Below are 14,525 nucleotides of genomic sequence, written 5' to 3' on the forward strand. Positions count from 1 at the left end.
TGCGGCGTTTTTTATTGGTGACGTTTATTTACTTCGCTTATATTCGATACTTACTTCGTCGTCCCGCGCTTCACGCCTTCCAGCATACTGAGCGCCAACGCTTCCGCCACGCGTATGCCATCGATCGCCGCCGACATGATGCCGCCGGCATAACCGGCGCCTTCACCCGCCGGGAACAAACCACGTGTGTTGATGCTTTGCAAATCGTCGTCGTTACGCTTGATGCTGACTGGCGAAGACGTGCGTGTTTCCACGCCGGTCAATACCGCATCGTTCATTGAAAAACCCTTGATCTGTTTTTCAAGCGCCGGCAATGCTTCGCGGATCGCTTCAATCACATACGTTGGCAACGACGGATTCAAGTCACCGAGCTTGACGCCCGGTTTGTATGACGGAATCACGGAACCGAATTCGGTTGATGGCCGGTTCGCAATGAAATCACCGACCAGTTGACCAGGCGCATCGTAATTGCCGCCGCCCAGCTCGAACGCGCGCTCTTCCCATTGCCGCTGGAATTCCATGCCGGCCAAAGGACCGCCGGGGTAATCTTTCGGCGTAATGCCGACCACGATACCGGCGTTGGCATTGCGTTCATTGCGCGAGTACTGGCTCATGCCGTTGGTCACCAGACGACCCGGCTCCGATGCGGCAGCCACCACCGTGCCGCCCGGGCACATGCAAAAACTGTAGACCGAACGGCCATTGCTGGCGTGATAAACAAGTTTGTAATCGGCGGCACCCAATACCGGATGGCCGGCGTTCGGGCCCAAACGACAGGCGTCGATCAGCGATTGCGGATGTTCGATACGGAAGCCGATAGAAAACGGTTTCGGCTCAAGGTAAATGCCGCGTGCATGCAGCATCTGGAAGGTGTCGCGCGCGCTGTGACCGATCGCGAGTACGACGTGATCGGTGGCGATGTGCGAGCCGTCCGCCAGCTGGAGTCCCGTGACCTTGCCGTCTGCTATCTCGATGTCATCGACCTTGCTCTCGAAACGGAATTCTCCACCCAATTGCACAATCGTTTCGCGCATCAGTTCCACCATCTTCACCAGACGGAAGGTGCCGATGTGCGGCTTGCTGACGTACATGATTTCTTCCGGCGCATCGGCCTTGACGAATTCCATCAACACTTTGCGGCCGTAATGCTTGGGATCCTTGACCTGCGTCCACAGCTTGCCATCGGAGAAAGTGCCGGCGCCACCTTCGCCGAATTGCACATTCGACTCCGGATTCAGCTCGCGTTTGCGCCACAGGCCGAAGGTATCCTTGGTGCGTTCGCGCACTTCCTTGCCGCGCTCCAGAATGATGGGGCGAAAACCCATTTGCGCCAGTATCAGCGCCGCGAAAATGCCGCAAGGGCCGAAACCGATGACAACCGGACGCGTCGTCAGATCAGCCGGTGCCTGTGCCACAAAATGGTAGCTGGTGTCCGGTGCAATCGTGACGTGGCGATTGCCTTGCAGACGCTTCGCATGCTGGTCCTGATCGCGCACTTCGACGTCCAGCGTATAGACCATGATGATCGCGTTCTTCTTGCGCGCATCGTAACCGCGACGAAAAACCGTGTGCTTGATCAGGTCGCCGGCATCGATGCCAAGGCGCGCCACGATCGCGGATCGCAGGTCTTCTTCGGTATGGTCTAAAGGGAGTTGAACGTCAGTGAGTCGCAGCATGCCTGTTTCTAATCAATTTTGTGAAAATCATCTGCCTGTATCGGTCGGCAGCGCGCTATTTTACTCTACGCATTTTTATTCAAATCGAGAACACAGGAAAAGCGCTGCTACACAGAAAAAACAGCCGCATCAATCGCACATGGTTACGCATGGACTTAACAAATTTTGCAATTGTCTCAACGACATGAAAATGACAGCGGCATCACACTAACTTTCTCCTATGACAACGATGCTTTGTCCTCTACGCAACGCATTCATTTCCAAACTCCCATATATATGGCTATCGCATTGACTGCCGGAAACTATTTGTTTATGGTAAATGACGGCACAACAGCATCATATAAAAATACTTGTGCCTCCAATAAGCAAAATGAGACGTTCATAGAACGCGTAACGGAGACCGAAAAGGAGTGCACATGAATGCAATTGCGAACAACGCGCAATCTGTCATCAATGCAACAGGAAGCTCGCTGGAATTTTTGTCTTTCACTCTGGGCAAGGAAGAGTACGGCATCTCGATTCAGAAGGTGCAGGAGTTGCGCGGCTACGATACCGTCACGCGCATCGCCAACGCACCCGAGTTTGTCAAAGGCGTAGTCAATCTGCGCGGCATCATCGTCCCCATCATCGACATGCGCATCAAGTTCAAGCTCGGTACGCCGAGCTATGACCAGTTCACCGTCGTCGTGATTCTCAATCTGGAAAATCACGTCGTCGGCATGGTGGTGGACAGCGTATCGGACGTCATCACATTAACGCCGGAACAAATCAAACCGCCGCCGGAAATGAACAGCGTCCTTGCCAACGATTATCTGCTCGGCCTGGGAACAGTCGATGAGCGCATGCTGATACTCATCGATATCGAAAAATTGATGTCCGGCGCGGATATGGGATTGGCGGAACGCAGTCTCGCCTGACGTCGCGCGCCGTCAGCCCACCCAGCACCCGGCCTCACCCAGCCGGGAAATTGTATTCCTCCGATTGCAGTTATTCACCTGTTTGCCTTGAGACTGACATGTTAAAAAATATAACCATCAAATCCCTGCTTTTATTCGTCATGGGAATACTTTCCCTCTTGCTGATAGCAACCGGCGTTCTGGGATTGACCTCGCTTGATGCGACCAACAAGGCATTGAAAAGCGTGTACGAAGATCGCACCGTGCCTATCGGACAATTGAATACCGTCATCACGTTATCGACCATCAATCAACTCGATCTCGCTGCATCGATTTACGGTGATCCCGGCCTGGTCATTCCAAAGATGGATGCGATTGAAAAACACTCGAAGGAAATCAATCAGGCTTTCGATGCTTTCATGACCAGCACCCTGACGCCGGAAGCGAAAGTACTGGCAGATAAATTTGCCGCCGACCGCAAGGTCTTTCTCGAAAAAGCGCTGCAGCCGGCAATCGCCGCCTCGCGCGGCGGCAATGTATTGCGCGTGACGGAAATCGTCAACGGCCCGATGGAAGAATTGATTACTCCGGTGCGTGCTGGCGTCGCCGCATTGATCGATCTGGAATTGCGTGAAGCGAAAAAAGCATTCGAGGAATCGCAGACGCGCTTTGTCATGGTGCGCAATATTTCGATAGGCGCCATCATCTTCGGCGTACTGCTGGCAGGCTTCATGGCATTCTGGCTGATCCGCCTGATCGCACGCCCTCTGCACGAAGCAGTGCAGGTTGCGCGCAGCGTCGCGGCCGGCGACCTGACGCAGCACATCAATGTGAATTCCACCAATGAAACCGGGCAATTGCTGCAGGCGCTCAAGGACATGAACGACAGTTTGTCCAAAACCGTCAGCGCAGTGCGACACGGCACTGAAACCATCACCGTCGCATCGGGTGAAATTGCCTCCGGCAATGCCGATCTCTCCAGCCGTACCGAAGCGCAGGCTGGATCGCTGGAAGAAACTGCCAGCTCGATGGAAGAACTGACGTCAACCGTGCGCCAGAATGCCGACAATGCACGGCAGGCCAATCAGCTGGTCGTGTCTGCCACCGAAGTCGCCGTCAAGGGCGGTAGCGTGGTCAGCCAGGTGGTGACGACAATGGGTTCGATCAAGGACAGCTCGCGCAAGATCGTCGATATCATCGGCGTCATCGACAGCATTGCTTTCCAGACCAATATTCTGGCCTTGAATGCGGCAGTGGAAGCGGCGCGTGCCGGCGAACAGGGTCGCGGCTTTGCAGTAGTCGCCAGCGAGGTACGCAATCTGGCGCAACGCAGTGCCAGCGCTGCCAAGGAAATCAAGGCGCTGATCGACGACTCCGTACACAAGGTCGATGCCGGCAGCAAGCTGGTCGATCAAGCCGGCAGCACGATGCAGGAGATTGTCACTTCGGTCAAACACGTGGCCGACATCATGAGTGAAATCACCTCGGCCAGCCAGGAACAGAGCGATGGCATCGAACAGGTCAACCAGGCGATCAGCCAGATGGATGAAATGACGCAGCAAAACGCGGCACTGGTCGAACAAGCTGCTGCAGCGGCGCAAAGCATGCAGGATCAGGCAGTTGAACTGTCTGGTGCTGTCGCCGCCTTCAAGCTTGACGCTGGCAACACTATGTCGGCGACATCAACATCGGCAAAACGTGCAGCACCTGTCTTGCAAGCCGTCAAACCGGAGACCAAACTAAAAGCACTGACTGCCGCACCACAGAAACAGCTGGAAACCAAACCGCAAAAACCGGTCAGCGCCGACAAGAGCGGCGACGACTGGGAAGAATTTTAAGCAGAAAACCGCAGGGCGAATCAGGGAGAACAAGTAACGGTACGCCTGATCGGCGCAAGCGCTACTCGATGCATGCAAGCCGGCACACCTGGCTTGCATGCATTTTTATTTTCCGCCCGTGATTCCGCTGTCGCCATGCTCGCGACCTGTCGGCCGCAGCGATAAAAATCTTCGGGCAATTGTTCTTGCGCCGGTATTGATGGACAATAGCGCGCCGGCAAGTGGAATGCTGCTTGCGCATGACGGCCGGCTCCAGACCTCCCTGAAAACTCGCATCCTTTTGTCACTGAACTGAACATGACCTCATCAAGCAAGAGCAAAACCGTAGCTGCGTCAGACAAACCTGCATTCATCGTCAGAAATTCACCGATACACGGACGCGGCGTTTTTGCCACGCGCAATATTCCGGCCGACACGCTTTTGATCGAATACGAAGGCGAACGTATCAGCGAAAAACAGGCTGCCAAGCGCCACGGCACCGATCCGGAAAATCCGTATCACACCTTCTTCTTCAGCCTTGAGAGCGGCAAGATGATTGATGGCGGCGTCGATGGCAGCGATGCGCGCTGGATCAATCACGCATGCGAACCGAACTGCGAAGCGCGCGAAGAAAAGAAACGCGTCTATATTTACACTTTGCGGGATATCAAACGCGGCGAGGAATTCAATTACGATTACGGCCTGGTAGTCGATGATCGTCAAACCAAGGCATTAAAAAAGGCTTACGAATGCCGTTGCGGCGCGGCGAGCTGCCGGCACACGATGCTGGCGCCGCCGGAAAAAAAGAAGAAGAGCAAGAAAAAAAGCAAAAAGGACTGATGCAATAAAAAAGGCGGATGACTGAAAAGTCATTCGCCTTTTTAACGTTTATACCGAAGAATTTAGTTCGGACTAAAAATCTTCAGCCCGATAATCCCGCTGACAATCAACAGAATGCAGATAATGCGCGCTACCGTCGCCGGTTCCCCCAGCAATATCATTCCCAGAGTAACCGTACCTACCGCACCGATCCCGGTCCATACCGCATAAGCGGTCCCCACCGGCAACGTTTTCATTGCCAAACCCAGCAGCACAATACTGATCACCATCGCAGTCACGGTACCGACAGTCGGCCACAACCTCGTAAAGCCATCTGTGTATTTGAGCCCGATCGCCCATACAACTTCAAACAAACCTGCAACAGCAAGAATTAGCCAAGGCATATTTTGATTCTCCACATAGCCGAGGCCGTCCCCGATTGATGATGGAGCGGTGAGGTCGTCCCCACGTCCTTGTTCCGGATTGATGCGCGGCCAGGAAGAATGGCGATATGTTACCGATGCGCAAGCCAAATATTAGCAAACATCGCATCCTTCTGCAGGCCCGACCCAAAGACGATTGCCAAGACCATGCGTATCTGGAAGGTTGCCGGACTACAAGACACCATATTCACATAAAGAATATCTGATATCAGAAAAGGAAATTGGTGCGCCGCGACAAGAATCCATATAATTCAGTTGTCTCCTCTATGTCTCCTCCTTTGATATAGATTCAGCCCGCCTTCTTGTGCGGGCTTTTTTTTGCCTGCTCGATCCGAACGCCGGAATTTTACGCAAACCGGCCTGCAACAACAAGCTATAAGGCGGCAGCGCACCTTTATAAAGCGATATTCACAAATCGAATATCGGATATCAGAAATCAGAATTGGCTTTGCTACAGTCGCAGCCCTATACTTCACCTGTCTCCTCTATGTCTCCTCCTTTGATATAGATTCAGCCCGCTCCCGCAGCGGGCTTTTTTTTGCCCGTGAAAAGCTGACTGTTCACCCGCTTTATAACTTGGGCGCCTGATAACAGAAACAGTCCTGCGCATGATCGTTCACCATGCCGATTGCCTGCATATAGGCGTAGATGATGGTCGAACCGACAAACTTGAAGCCGCGCTTGGCCAGATCTTTGGACAATTGATCCGATAAAGGGGTCCTGGCCGGCGTTTCATTGATGCTCGCACGCGTATTCAAAATCGGCTTGCCATCCACATAAGCCCATAAAAATGCATCCAGGCTGCCGACGTCTTCGCACAAACGCAGATAAGCCTGGGCATTGTTGATCGTGGCCGCCACTTTCAGGCGATTGCGCACGATACCGGGATTGGCCAGTAAGCCGGCGACTTTATCCGCGTCGTAAGCGGCGATCTTTTTGGCATCCCACTGATCGAAGGCAACACGATAGTTTTCGCGCTTGTTGAGTATGGTCGACCAGCTCAAACCGGCCTGGGCACCTTCCAGATTCAGCATTTCAAACAAACGCGTTTCATCGTGGCAGGGCACGCCCCATTCTTCATCGTGATATTTGAGATACAGCGGATTGGCTGGATTGGCCCAGCTGCAGCGAGCAAGCGTCATGTTTGAAGAGTTCCGGAAGAGTGGGGCGACAAGCAGACATTATCGTCGATACGGTCTTGCGAAATAAGCACCGTGCAAACATCTTGTTTAATCGCTTGTACAAATTTCCGCCTTGATCAAGAATGGCGCCTTCCATACAGGATGACGCAAGCATGGCATCCAGCTGAAGCGGAACGTCATGCGTTTGTCCCTGCAAATATCTACAGCCAGCTCTTACTTATGCCTGATCACGCAATATCCTCACGCACAGTCGCCGTCATCGGCGGCGGCCCGGCCGGCCTGATGGCGGCAGAAGTGCTGATTGCGCACGGCGTGGCGGTGGATCTGTACGACGCCATGCCTTCCGTCGGTCGCAAATTCCTGCTGGCCGGCAAAGGCGGGATGAACCTGACACATAGCGAAGCAAGCGCAGCCTTCCTGTCGCGTTACGGCAGCCGCGCGCCGCAGATCGCCCCGATGTTGCAAGCCTTCGGCCCGGATGCGCTGCGCGCATGGGTGCATGAACTCGGCATCAGCACTTTCGTCGGTTCGTCGGGACGCGTCTTTCCAACCGATATGAAAGCCGCGCCACTGTTGCGCGCATGGCTGAAGCGCCTGCGCGATGCCGGCGTCAGATTTCACATGCGTCATCGCTGGCTGGGGTGGGACGAGGCAGGCAATCTGCGTTTCGCCACGCCGGACGGCGAACACAAGGCACAGTCCGATGCGACGATACTGGCGCTGGGCGGCGGCAGTTGGGCGCGACTGGGTTCGGATGGCGCATGGCTGCCATTGCTGGCGCAGCACGGGATTGCGGCGGCGCCGCTGAAACCGGCCAACTGCGGCTTCGATATCGGCTGGAGCGCGCATTTTCAGGAACGCTTCGCCGGCCAGCCGGTCAAGGCGGTAGTTGCCAGTTGCGTCGCGGCCGATGGCATCGAATACAAACGGCAGGGCGAATTTGTCGTCACCGGCACCGGCATTGAAGGCAGCCTGATCTATGCCATGTCGGCGCACTTGCGCGAGCAGATCATCCGGCAGGGTAACGCAATACTGACGCTGGATCTGGCACCCGGCAAAACTTTCGAGCGCGTCCTTGACGAAGTTTCCCAGCCGCGCGGCGCGCGTTCCATGGCCAGCCATTTGCAAAGCAAGGTCGGCATTGCCGGCGTGAAGGCAGGATTGTTGCGCGAAGTGGTGGCGAAAGAGGATTACGCACATCCGCACAAACTGGCACAGGCTATCAAGGCCTTGCCGCTGCAACTGCTTGCAACCCGCCCGCTGGATGAAGCCATCAGCAGTGCCGGCGGCGTGCTGTTTGAAACACTGGACGAACAGCTGATGGCGCCCGCCATGCCCGGCGTATTTTGCGCCGGCGAGATGCTGGATTGGGAAGCACCGACAGGCGGCTATCTGCTCAGCGCCTGTTTTGCCAGCGGACGCAGCGCCGGTCTGGGCGCTGCGGCATGGCTGCAAGCCAAAGATCCGCAATAAAATCTACGCGTCAAACCAGGCCGCGACTGCTCAATTCCTTCTTGATGTAGGCATAAAACACCGGCGCTGCCACCACGCCGGGAATGCCGAATATCGACTCCATCACCAGCATTGCCGTCAGCAATTCCCAGGTGCGTGCATCGATATGATGGCCGATGATTTTCGCATTCAGGAAATACTCCAGCTTGTGTATCGTCATCAGGAACAGCAACGACCCCAATGCGGTATGCAGCGAATGCGACAGACCGATGATCACCAGTATGGTGTTTGAAATCAGATTGCCTATCACCGGCAGCAAGCCGACGATGAAGGTCACCGCGACCATCGTCTTGCGCAAGGGCAGTTCGATGCCGGCCAGCGGCAGGATCACGATCAGGTAAATACCGGTCAGCACCGCATTGATGGCGGCAATACGCACCTGCGCAAACACGATATTGCGGAACGCCTCATGCAGGACCACGACGCGCACATGCAGCGCCGCGGCCAGCGGTTTATAGCTGCGCGTGGTCGTGGTGTCGTACAGCGCAGCCATCGCACCGATGATCATGCCGATCAGGATATGCGCCAATATACGGCCCGCCTCACTACCCATGGAACGCGCTTCCAGTGCATGTGCACGCAACCAGCCGGTAAGCATGTCGCGCAAGGCTTCTGCATCGACCGGAATATAGGTGGCCATCCACGCCGGAATCTGGCTACGCGAAGCTTCCAGAATATCGGCCATTTTTTGCAGCAGCACCGAAATTCTGCCGGCATCGCTTTGCAGAAAACGGAAAGCGCCCCAGATCCCCATCGTCAATGCCGCCACAATGAAGCAACTCAATAAAGCCACCGCCACCACCTGTGCCCGTCGTCCGACCAACTTCTTGCCCAGCTTGGGCGCCAGCAACTGCACCAGCGAATACACCAGTAAACCGGAGAAAAGTGCCGCCAGCAAACCCTGATGCATGACGAGCAGCAGGGCTGCGGCCGCCAGAACATAGGAAGCGATGACAACGGCATTGAATTTGGCGGAGGCGAGCATGAGTGAACCGGGTAAGGTGAGCAGATTATTTTTTCAGGGGAATCGGATTGTTGCGCGGCACCGGCACCGCTGTCACGCCGTTTTTCGGACTGCCTTCAATCAGTCTGTCGGAATAGGTCAGGTACACCAGCGTATTGCGCAGCGGGTCGACCACGCGCACGATATGCAGACGCTTGAATACGATCGACTGGCGTTCCGAAAATACTTCTTCCTGCTGCGGCAGTTTTCCGGTGAAACGCAGCGTATCGCCTACCTGCCGGCACGCTATTGACGCATCCGCCGTGTCTTCGGCCAGGCCGACCGTGCCGCTGATGCCGCCGGTACGCGCGCGCGAAACGTAACATGACACGCCCACGACCTTCGGATCGTCGTAGGCTTCAATCACGATGCGATCATTCTTGCCGAGAAAACGGAATACCGTGCTGACCTCGCCGATTTCTTCTGCATGCAAGGGCAAGGCCGGCAAGACCAGCGCAATGGCAGTCAGCATGCTTGCCGCAAGATTTTTCTGCATGGGTTTCTCCTTTGTTACAAGCAACTTAACACGGTCAGGCTTGGCGAGCTGCAGACAGGTTACGCGCACAGGCGGCAACTGAAACGCTGCGACGGCAAACAAATCCGTCTGCACAATGCAGGCAGCAGATGCGACATGCAAGCCAAAATGCAATAATTCCACATCCAAAACTTCTACAGGAACCTCACATGATTCTCGAACTCGTCGATATCCGCATCCAGCCGGGCAAGCAAACCGAATTTGACGCTGCCGTGCAACGCGGCCTGGAACAGGTCATCGCCAAGGCCAAAGGCTACAAACAGCATGTGATCAACAAATGCATAGAAACACCTGAACGTTACGTCATCCAGATTTACTGGGAAACGTTGGAAAATCACACTGTCGATTTCCGCGAATCGCCGGCATTCCAGGAGTGGCGTGCAATTGTCGGCCCATTCTTCGCCGCACCGCCCACTGTCGAACATTTCAATCTGTTGTCCAAATCGGCCTGAATCGTCGATCTATCCAGCCAGATGTAAAAAAGCCTCCATGCTGCGGCAATCGCAGATCGAGGCTTTTTTACGTCCCGCACGTATTCCAGCTTCAGGCTTATTTCTTTTCCGGATGATAGCTTTTGAAATTTTCCGCATAATCGCGGAAATTTTCGCGCAACATCTTTTCATACTCGGTACGGAAATACGCAACCGCGCCTTCTATCTGATCCTTGAACGTCGTTTCCGATGGTGCATCGCCGGACGCGACAAATGCTCCGAAACGGGCACTGGCAAACATCATGGATGCGCATACCTGGCCGGCTGCCGCACCTTTGGAATTTTCATTCGCAAGCTGGATAAAGGTATCGGCCATATCCCAGAATTTTTGATTTGGATCCGGCGGTGCCGGCGGTTTTCTGGAAATGTCTTTGGCCTTGAAATTGTCGTCGCTCATGATAAAAGTATCGAATAAAAAATGATGGAATCAGGGATTGCAGACTATTGCACTGTCTGACTGGAGTGGCAGCATCTCAACAACGCCAGCGGCGCAAGCGGCGGCACAGGGTGGTTTACACGGCACGGCATTTTGCGCTTGCAGCACTATAGCGCAAAAATGCCATCGCCCATATCTGCTCCGGCTAACTGCCTGTCACGCGATCCTGCATGAAATAAAATCCCGCATCAGTTCGCTTCGGGCGCCAGCGCAACAAACTCACCTTGCAAGATGCCCGCTTGCCGCCCCTCATATTCCAGCACCGATGTGACGGAAATACGGGCCCGTCCCCTGCGCTCGAAAGTGCGCACGAAGCGCTGCCAGGCGGCTGGCTCGGCGATATATGCACGCGCCGTAAAGGTGCCGCTGATCGGCAATTCATACTGCATGGTGTTGCCTTGAATGACCAGCCGGCTGGCTATGCCGGCAGTATTGAGTCGTACATGCAGCAGCGACCATGCAGCAAGTATCGCCACGGCGGAAGCGCTGCCGCCAAATACGGTTTCCTGATGATTGATATTCGGCGCCAGTGGCGCAGACAGGATCACTTCATTCGGCTGCACGCTTGACACCTCTACCTGCATCGCCCTGGATAGGGGAATGTGATCGTACAAATATTGCTGCACTGTCTGTTCGTTCAATGCCTGTCCTTTCATGCGCCCGAAGAAAAACTCAATTGCGCGGGTCTTTTTGCTCGTTCAGCCTGGTCAACAAGGCCAGTTGCTCCTTCTGCAGATCCAGCAGCATGTTCCATTGCCCTTCTCGCAGCATATCCATTTTTTCATGCAGCAGCATGATCTCCAGTTCCGCTTTCAGGTTTACTTCGTAATCGTGCTGCGCATTCAAACGGTCTTTTTCAGCCTGCCGGTTTTGCGACATCAGGATGATGGGCGCCTGTATCGCCGCCAGCATCGACAAGACCAGATTCAATAAAATATAAGGGTAGGGATCGAAGGCCTTGTCGTAGTGGAGCAAAACCAGGGAATTCAGGCTTATCCATGCCAGCATCGTGGCGGCGAACAAACCGATGAAAAACCAGGAGCCGCCGAATGCAGCCACCGCATCGGCGGCACGCTGTCCCCGACTGGTCTTTTCCGCATAATCCTTGCTGACATCGCGCGCGATATGGGTACGCCCGGCCATATGGTGCATGACCTTGCGCGCGCTCTCATCCAGCTCCTCGTAAGGTATGCCAAACAATTTTCTGGCTGCAGCATCGTGCTTATGCATGGTCTGTTCCTGTCGGCGGGCGTGCGGGATTCATGCGGGCATCATCGCCATCACCAGGGATCGTAGGTGCCGATGTTCCATAATCTGCCTTCCAGGTCGAGGCAACTGAAACCGCGTCCGCCGTAATCCTCGAATTTGATCTCGATCACGATCTTCGCACCCGCCGCCTTCGCCCGCGCATAAACCACATCTGCATCGTCCACAATCAGATACGAACTCTGCGTTTCCACACCGCCGATCTCATCCGGCTGCCGGATCAGCTTGCCCCATTCGCTTTCCTTGCTGACCGAGCCGAGCATGATCATGCCCTTGCCCAATGTCAGTTGCGCATGCGCGATACTGCCGTCCGGATTGGCATAGACTGCCTGCTTTTCAAAACCGAAGATGTCGCACAACCATGCAATCGCGGCCGGTGCATCCCGGTAACGCAGGCAGGGGATGATGCGGGACTGGGTATTTTCCGTAATCATGTCGAACGCCTCCTGTGCAATCGGACCTTGTGGCTAGTACCAACCATTCATGCGACAACATCATTTTTCAACAGTTCCGAACGGCTCCTCGAATTGCCTGAGCTGCCGGTTATGCAGGCCGGCCAGCAACACCACAGCCACCGTTGCACCAAGAAATGCCATCCACATATCAGACTGGGTATCCCATTGATCGCCTTGCGTGCCAAGAAACTCGTCTGCGCCCTGGCCCATGATCAGTGCGGCCCACCATTCGATCAATTCATACCAGGCGCTGATGGCCATCGCAACACAGATGGACAGGAAAGCCAGCATTTTCCTGCCGGACACATATTTGCCCCGCAGCAGAATTTCCTTTGCCACCAATGCCGGCACCAGGCCTTGCCAGAAGTGGCCGAGCTTGTCGTAGGGATTGCGCGCCAGCGATAACAGATCCTGCACCCAGTTACCGACAGGCACACGCGCATACGTATAAGTACCGCCGCCGATCAGGATCAGTGCGTGAATAAAAATCAGGCAGTACAACAGATTCGTCAGCGGAAATCGTCTGTAAGTATAGGCAAGCAGAGGTAGCGCTATCAGTACCGGCATCACTTCCATCAGCCACGTCGCCCTGTCAAACGGTCGAATGGCAGACACCGCAAGCGCAAGGACGATCAAGGCTGCAGCAATCAGCAGGCAGTTTTTTTGATTCATGGCGGAAGGGTTTGGGTTCATGGGCCGGGACACCGATCAAATGTAGGTAAATTTCGCTGCAGAGTGCCAGGATAGCCAGCGTTGCCGTCCATGCTACCCATTCCTGCGCAGCGCGACTATAATAAGCTGCGAAATAAGGGCTAAGTGCCGTGTACAGCACGGCTTCCGCAGCCGAATAAATTCTTATCCAATAGCGTTCAGCAATGAGAATGACAAAAGCCAAGCATCAGTTTGCTGCCTGGATCGCATGTTTTGCGATTCTGATGGCATCGCTTGCGCCTTCCATTTCTCACGCCGTTGCTGCCGCCCAAGGCACACCGAACGCATGGATGGAAATTTGTACCGTCGCCGGCAGCAAGATGGTGATGGTTGACGCCGAACAAACCCAAAAAGCACCGGCCACCAATGAGCAGGCCGTGCATTTTGAACACTGCCCGTTTTGCCTGAGCCACGCCGGCACCATTGGCTTGCCGCCAGCAGCTGATTTTGTCATGCCAGTCGTCAGTGGCGACCACGTTCTCCCTTCCCTGTTCTACCAGTCGTCGCGCCCGCTGTTTGCATGGGCCGTGGCGCAACCGCGCGCTCCTCCCGCTTTTTCCTGATCGTTGCCGAATACCGATAGTCACGCTTGCTGATAGCAGGCGCTCGTCTGTCGGCGTGTCTCCATCTCGAAACAGGAGCTTGCCATGTCTAGCCGACGCAAGTTTGTCATTGCCCTTAATGTCATCGCCATTCTGATTGCAGCGCTGTCGTACAGCATGCATCGCTCTGCCGTATTGCAAACCAACACTTCCTTTTCTGCGGTTGAAATGCAGCTCATTCCACTGCAGACCATGACTGATACGCACCATCCCGGCTGCGCTCCGTCATGCGTCGTCATCAGCCGCTCCGTCCTCGGCATCACGCGCTGATCCGGTGCAGCGCACTTCAATTAATCAAGGAAAACATCATGAAAAAAATATTCTTGGCCGCTCTGTTAAGCGCCTTTTCACTTGCGTCATTCGCACAGATCACTGTCACCGATCCATGGGTGCGTGCCACTGTGCCTGCACAAAAAGCCACCGGCGCCTTCATGCAACTGAGCAGCAAAATCGATACGCGCCTGATCGCGGTCAGCTCACCGGTCGCGCGCGCAGAAATCCATGAAATGGCCATGAAGGACAACGTCATGCGCATGCGCCAGATCGCCGCCCTCGATCTGCCAGCCGGCAAAACCGTTGCATTGAAACCGGGCAGTTATCACGTCATGTTTTTCGACCTGAAGAATCCGATCAAGGAAGGCGATGTCGTGCCACTGACGCTGGTGTTTGAAGATAAAGACAAGAAGCGCGAGACGCTTGAGTTGAAGGTGCCGGCACGCGC

The 14,525-nt window shown here is 54.9% G+C and carries 18 protein-coding genes; 8 read left to right on the forward strand and 10 right to left on the reverse strand.

Features of this window, described 5'->3' with window-relative positions; translation table 11 throughout:
- Nucleotides 1-50: 50 nt before the first annotated feature.
- Entirely contained in the window at nucleotides 51-1,676 is a 1,626-nt protein-coding gene (locus ABWP27_RS08980; protein WP_353155801.1) for an NAD(P)/FAD-dependent oxidoreductase, read from the reverse strand.
- A gap of 416 nt (nucleotides 1,677-2,092) precedes the next feature.
- Here ABWP27_RS08980 and ABWP27_RS08985 point away from each other — a divergent pair, with 416 nt between their 5' ends.
- The 3 genes from ABWP27_RS08985 (at nucleotide 2,093) to ABWP27_RS08995 (ending at nucleotide 5,229) form a co-directional block, all read left to right on the forward strand.
- Nucleotides 2,093-2,593 (forward strand): chemotaxis protein CheW, encoded by a 501-nt coding sequence (locus ABWP27_RS08985; protein ID WP_353155803.1) that lies wholly within the window; start codon nucleotides 2,093-2,095, stop codon nucleotides 2,591-2,593.
- 98 nt (nucleotides 2,594-2,691) lie between these two features.
- On the forward strand, nucleotides 2,692-4,410 hold the full coding sequence (locus ABWP27_RS08990; protein ID WP_353155805.1) for a methyl-accepting chemotaxis protein: 1,719 nt from the start codon (nucleotides 2,692-2,694) through the stop codon (nucleotides 4,408-4,410).
- A gap of 297 nt (nucleotides 4,411-4,707) precedes the next feature.
- Nucleotides 4,708-5,229 carry an SET domain-containing protein gene (locus ABWP27_RS08995; RefSeq protein WP_353155807.1) on the forward strand — a complete coding sequence of 174 codons (522 nt, stop codon included), beginning with the start codon at nucleotides 4,708-4,710 and terminating at the stop codon, nucleotides 5,227-5,229.
- 62 nt (nucleotides 5,230-5,291) lie between these two features.
- Here ABWP27_RS08995 and sugE read toward each other — a convergent pair whose 3' ends face one another.
- Together sugE and ABWP27_RS09005 are read right to left on the reverse strand one after the other, a co-directional pair.
- A complete protein-coding gene (gene sugE / locus ABWP27_RS09000; protein WP_353155809.1) occupies nucleotides 5,292-5,612 on the reverse strand; it encodes a quaternary ammonium compound efflux SMR transporter SugE in 321 nt (106 codons plus the stop codon).
- A 608-nt stretch (nucleotides 5,613-6,220) separates the two neighbouring features.
- The gene (locus ABWP27_RS09005) at nucleotides 6,221-6,793 is read right to left on the reverse strand and encodes a DNA-3-methyladenine glycosylase I (protein WP_353155811.1); all 573 of its coding nucleotides are present in this window, start codon (nucleotides 6,791-6,793) and stop codon (nucleotides 6,221-6,223) included.
- Nucleotides 6,794-7,012: 219 nt separating this feature from the next.
- Between ABWP27_RS09005 and ABWP27_RS09010 the strand changes: the two genes are divergently transcribed.
- On the forward strand, nucleotides 7,013-8,266 hold the full coding sequence (locus ABWP27_RS09010) for a TIGR03862 family flavoprotein (protein WP_353155813.1): 1,254 nt from the start codon (nucleotides 7,013-7,015) through the stop codon (nucleotides 8,264-8,266).
- Nucleotides 8,267-8,276: 10 nt separating this feature from the next.
- On the opposite strand, the gene ABWP27_RS09015 is transcribed toward ABWP27_RS09010, so the two are convergent.
- Together ABWP27_RS09015 and ABWP27_RS09020 are read right to left on the reverse strand one after the other, a co-directional pair.
- Nucleotides 8,277-9,290, reverse strand: coding sequence for an AI-2E family transporter (locus ABWP27_RS09015; RefSeq protein ID WP_353155815.1), 1,014 nt, complete (start codon nucleotides 9,288-9,290; stop codon nucleotides 8,277-8,279).
- Nucleotides 9,291-9,315: 25 nt separating this feature from the next.
- On the reverse strand, nucleotides 9,316-9,780 hold the full coding sequence (locus ABWP27_RS09020; RefSeq protein WP_502905330.1) for a CreA family protein: 465 nt from the start codon (nucleotides 9,778-9,780) through the stop codon (nucleotides 9,316-9,318).
- 212 nt (nucleotides 9,781-9,992) lie between these two features.
- On the opposite strand from ABWP27_RS09020, the gene ABWP27_RS09025 reads away from it, so the two are divergent.
- Nucleotides 9,993-10,295: an antibiotic biosynthesis monooxygenase family protein gene (locus tag ABWP27_RS09025; protein ID WP_353155818.1), complete on the forward strand. Its 303-nt coding sequence runs from the start codon at nucleotides 9,993-9,995 to the stop codon at nucleotides 10,293-10,295.
- Between the two features lie 97 nt (nucleotides 10,296-10,392).
- Here ABWP27_RS09025 and ABWP27_RS09030 read toward each other — a convergent pair whose 3' ends face one another.
- The 5 genes from ABWP27_RS09030 to ABWP27_RS09050 all read right to left on the reverse strand — a co-directional run bounded on the left by ABWP27_RS09030 (nucleotide 10,393) and on the right by ABWP27_RS09050 (nucleotide 13,163).
- Complete coding sequence (locus ABWP27_RS09030) at nucleotides 10,393-10,731, reverse strand: DUF3144 domain-containing protein (RefSeq protein ID WP_353155819.1); 339 nt, start codon at nucleotides 10,729-10,731, stop codon at nucleotides 10,393-10,395.
- A gap of 227 nt (nucleotides 10,732-10,958) precedes the next feature.
- Nucleotides 10,959-11,411: a thioesterase domain-containing protein gene (locus ABWP27_RS09035; RefSeq protein ID WP_353155820.1), complete on the reverse strand. Its 453-nt coding sequence runs from the start codon at nucleotides 11,409-11,411 to the stop codon at nucleotides 10,959-10,961.
- Between the two features lie 31 nt (nucleotides 11,412-11,442).
- A complete protein-coding gene (locus ABWP27_RS09040) occupies nucleotides 11,443-12,000 on the reverse strand; it encodes a DUF1003 domain-containing protein (protein ID WP_353155822.1) in 558 nt (185 codons plus the stop codon).
- A gap of 50 nt (nucleotides 12,001-12,050) precedes the next feature.
- Complete coding sequence (locus ABWP27_RS09045; RefSeq protein ID WP_353155824.1) at nucleotides 12,051-12,470, reverse strand: VOC family protein; 420 nt, start codon at nucleotides 12,468-12,470, stop codon at nucleotides 12,051-12,053.
- 60 nt (nucleotides 12,471-12,530) lie between these two features.
- Nucleotides 12,531-13,163: a DUF2238 domain-containing protein gene (locus ABWP27_RS09050; RefSeq protein WP_353155826.1), complete on the reverse strand. Its 633-nt coding sequence runs from the start codon at nucleotides 13,161-13,163 to the stop codon at nucleotides 12,531-12,533.
- A gap of 209 nt (nucleotides 13,164-13,372) precedes the next feature.
- Here ABWP27_RS09050 and ABWP27_RS09055 point away from each other — a divergent pair, with 209 nt between their 5' ends.
- The 3 genes from ABWP27_RS09055 to ABWP27_RS09065 form a co-directional block, all read left to right on the forward strand.
- Nucleotides 13,373-13,765 carry a DUF2946 domain-containing protein gene (locus ABWP27_RS09055; protein ID WP_353155827.1) on the forward strand — a complete coding sequence of 131 codons (393 nt, stop codon included), beginning with the start codon at nucleotides 13,373-13,375 and terminating at the stop codon, nucleotides 13,763-13,765.
- A gap of 84 nt (nucleotides 13,766-13,849) precedes the next feature.
- On the forward strand, nucleotides 13,850-14,074 hold the full coding sequence (locus tag ABWP27_RS09060) for a hypothetical protein (RefSeq protein WP_353155828.1): 225 nt from the start codon (nucleotides 13,850-13,852) through the stop codon (nucleotides 14,072-14,074).
- A gap of 38 nt (nucleotides 14,075-14,112) precedes the next feature.
- Nucleotides 14,113-14,525: copper chaperone PCu(A)C (locus ABWP27_RS09065; RefSeq protein ID WP_353155829.1), on the forward strand; the 413-nt coding region annotated here is incomplete at its 3' end.

The sequence above is a fragment of the Herminiimonas fonticola genome (genome assembly GCF_040395855.1).
GTDB classification, from domain to species: domain Bacteria; phylum Pseudomonadota; class Gammaproteobacteria; order Burkholderiales; family Burkholderiaceae_D; genus Oxalicibacterium; species Oxalicibacterium fonticola_A.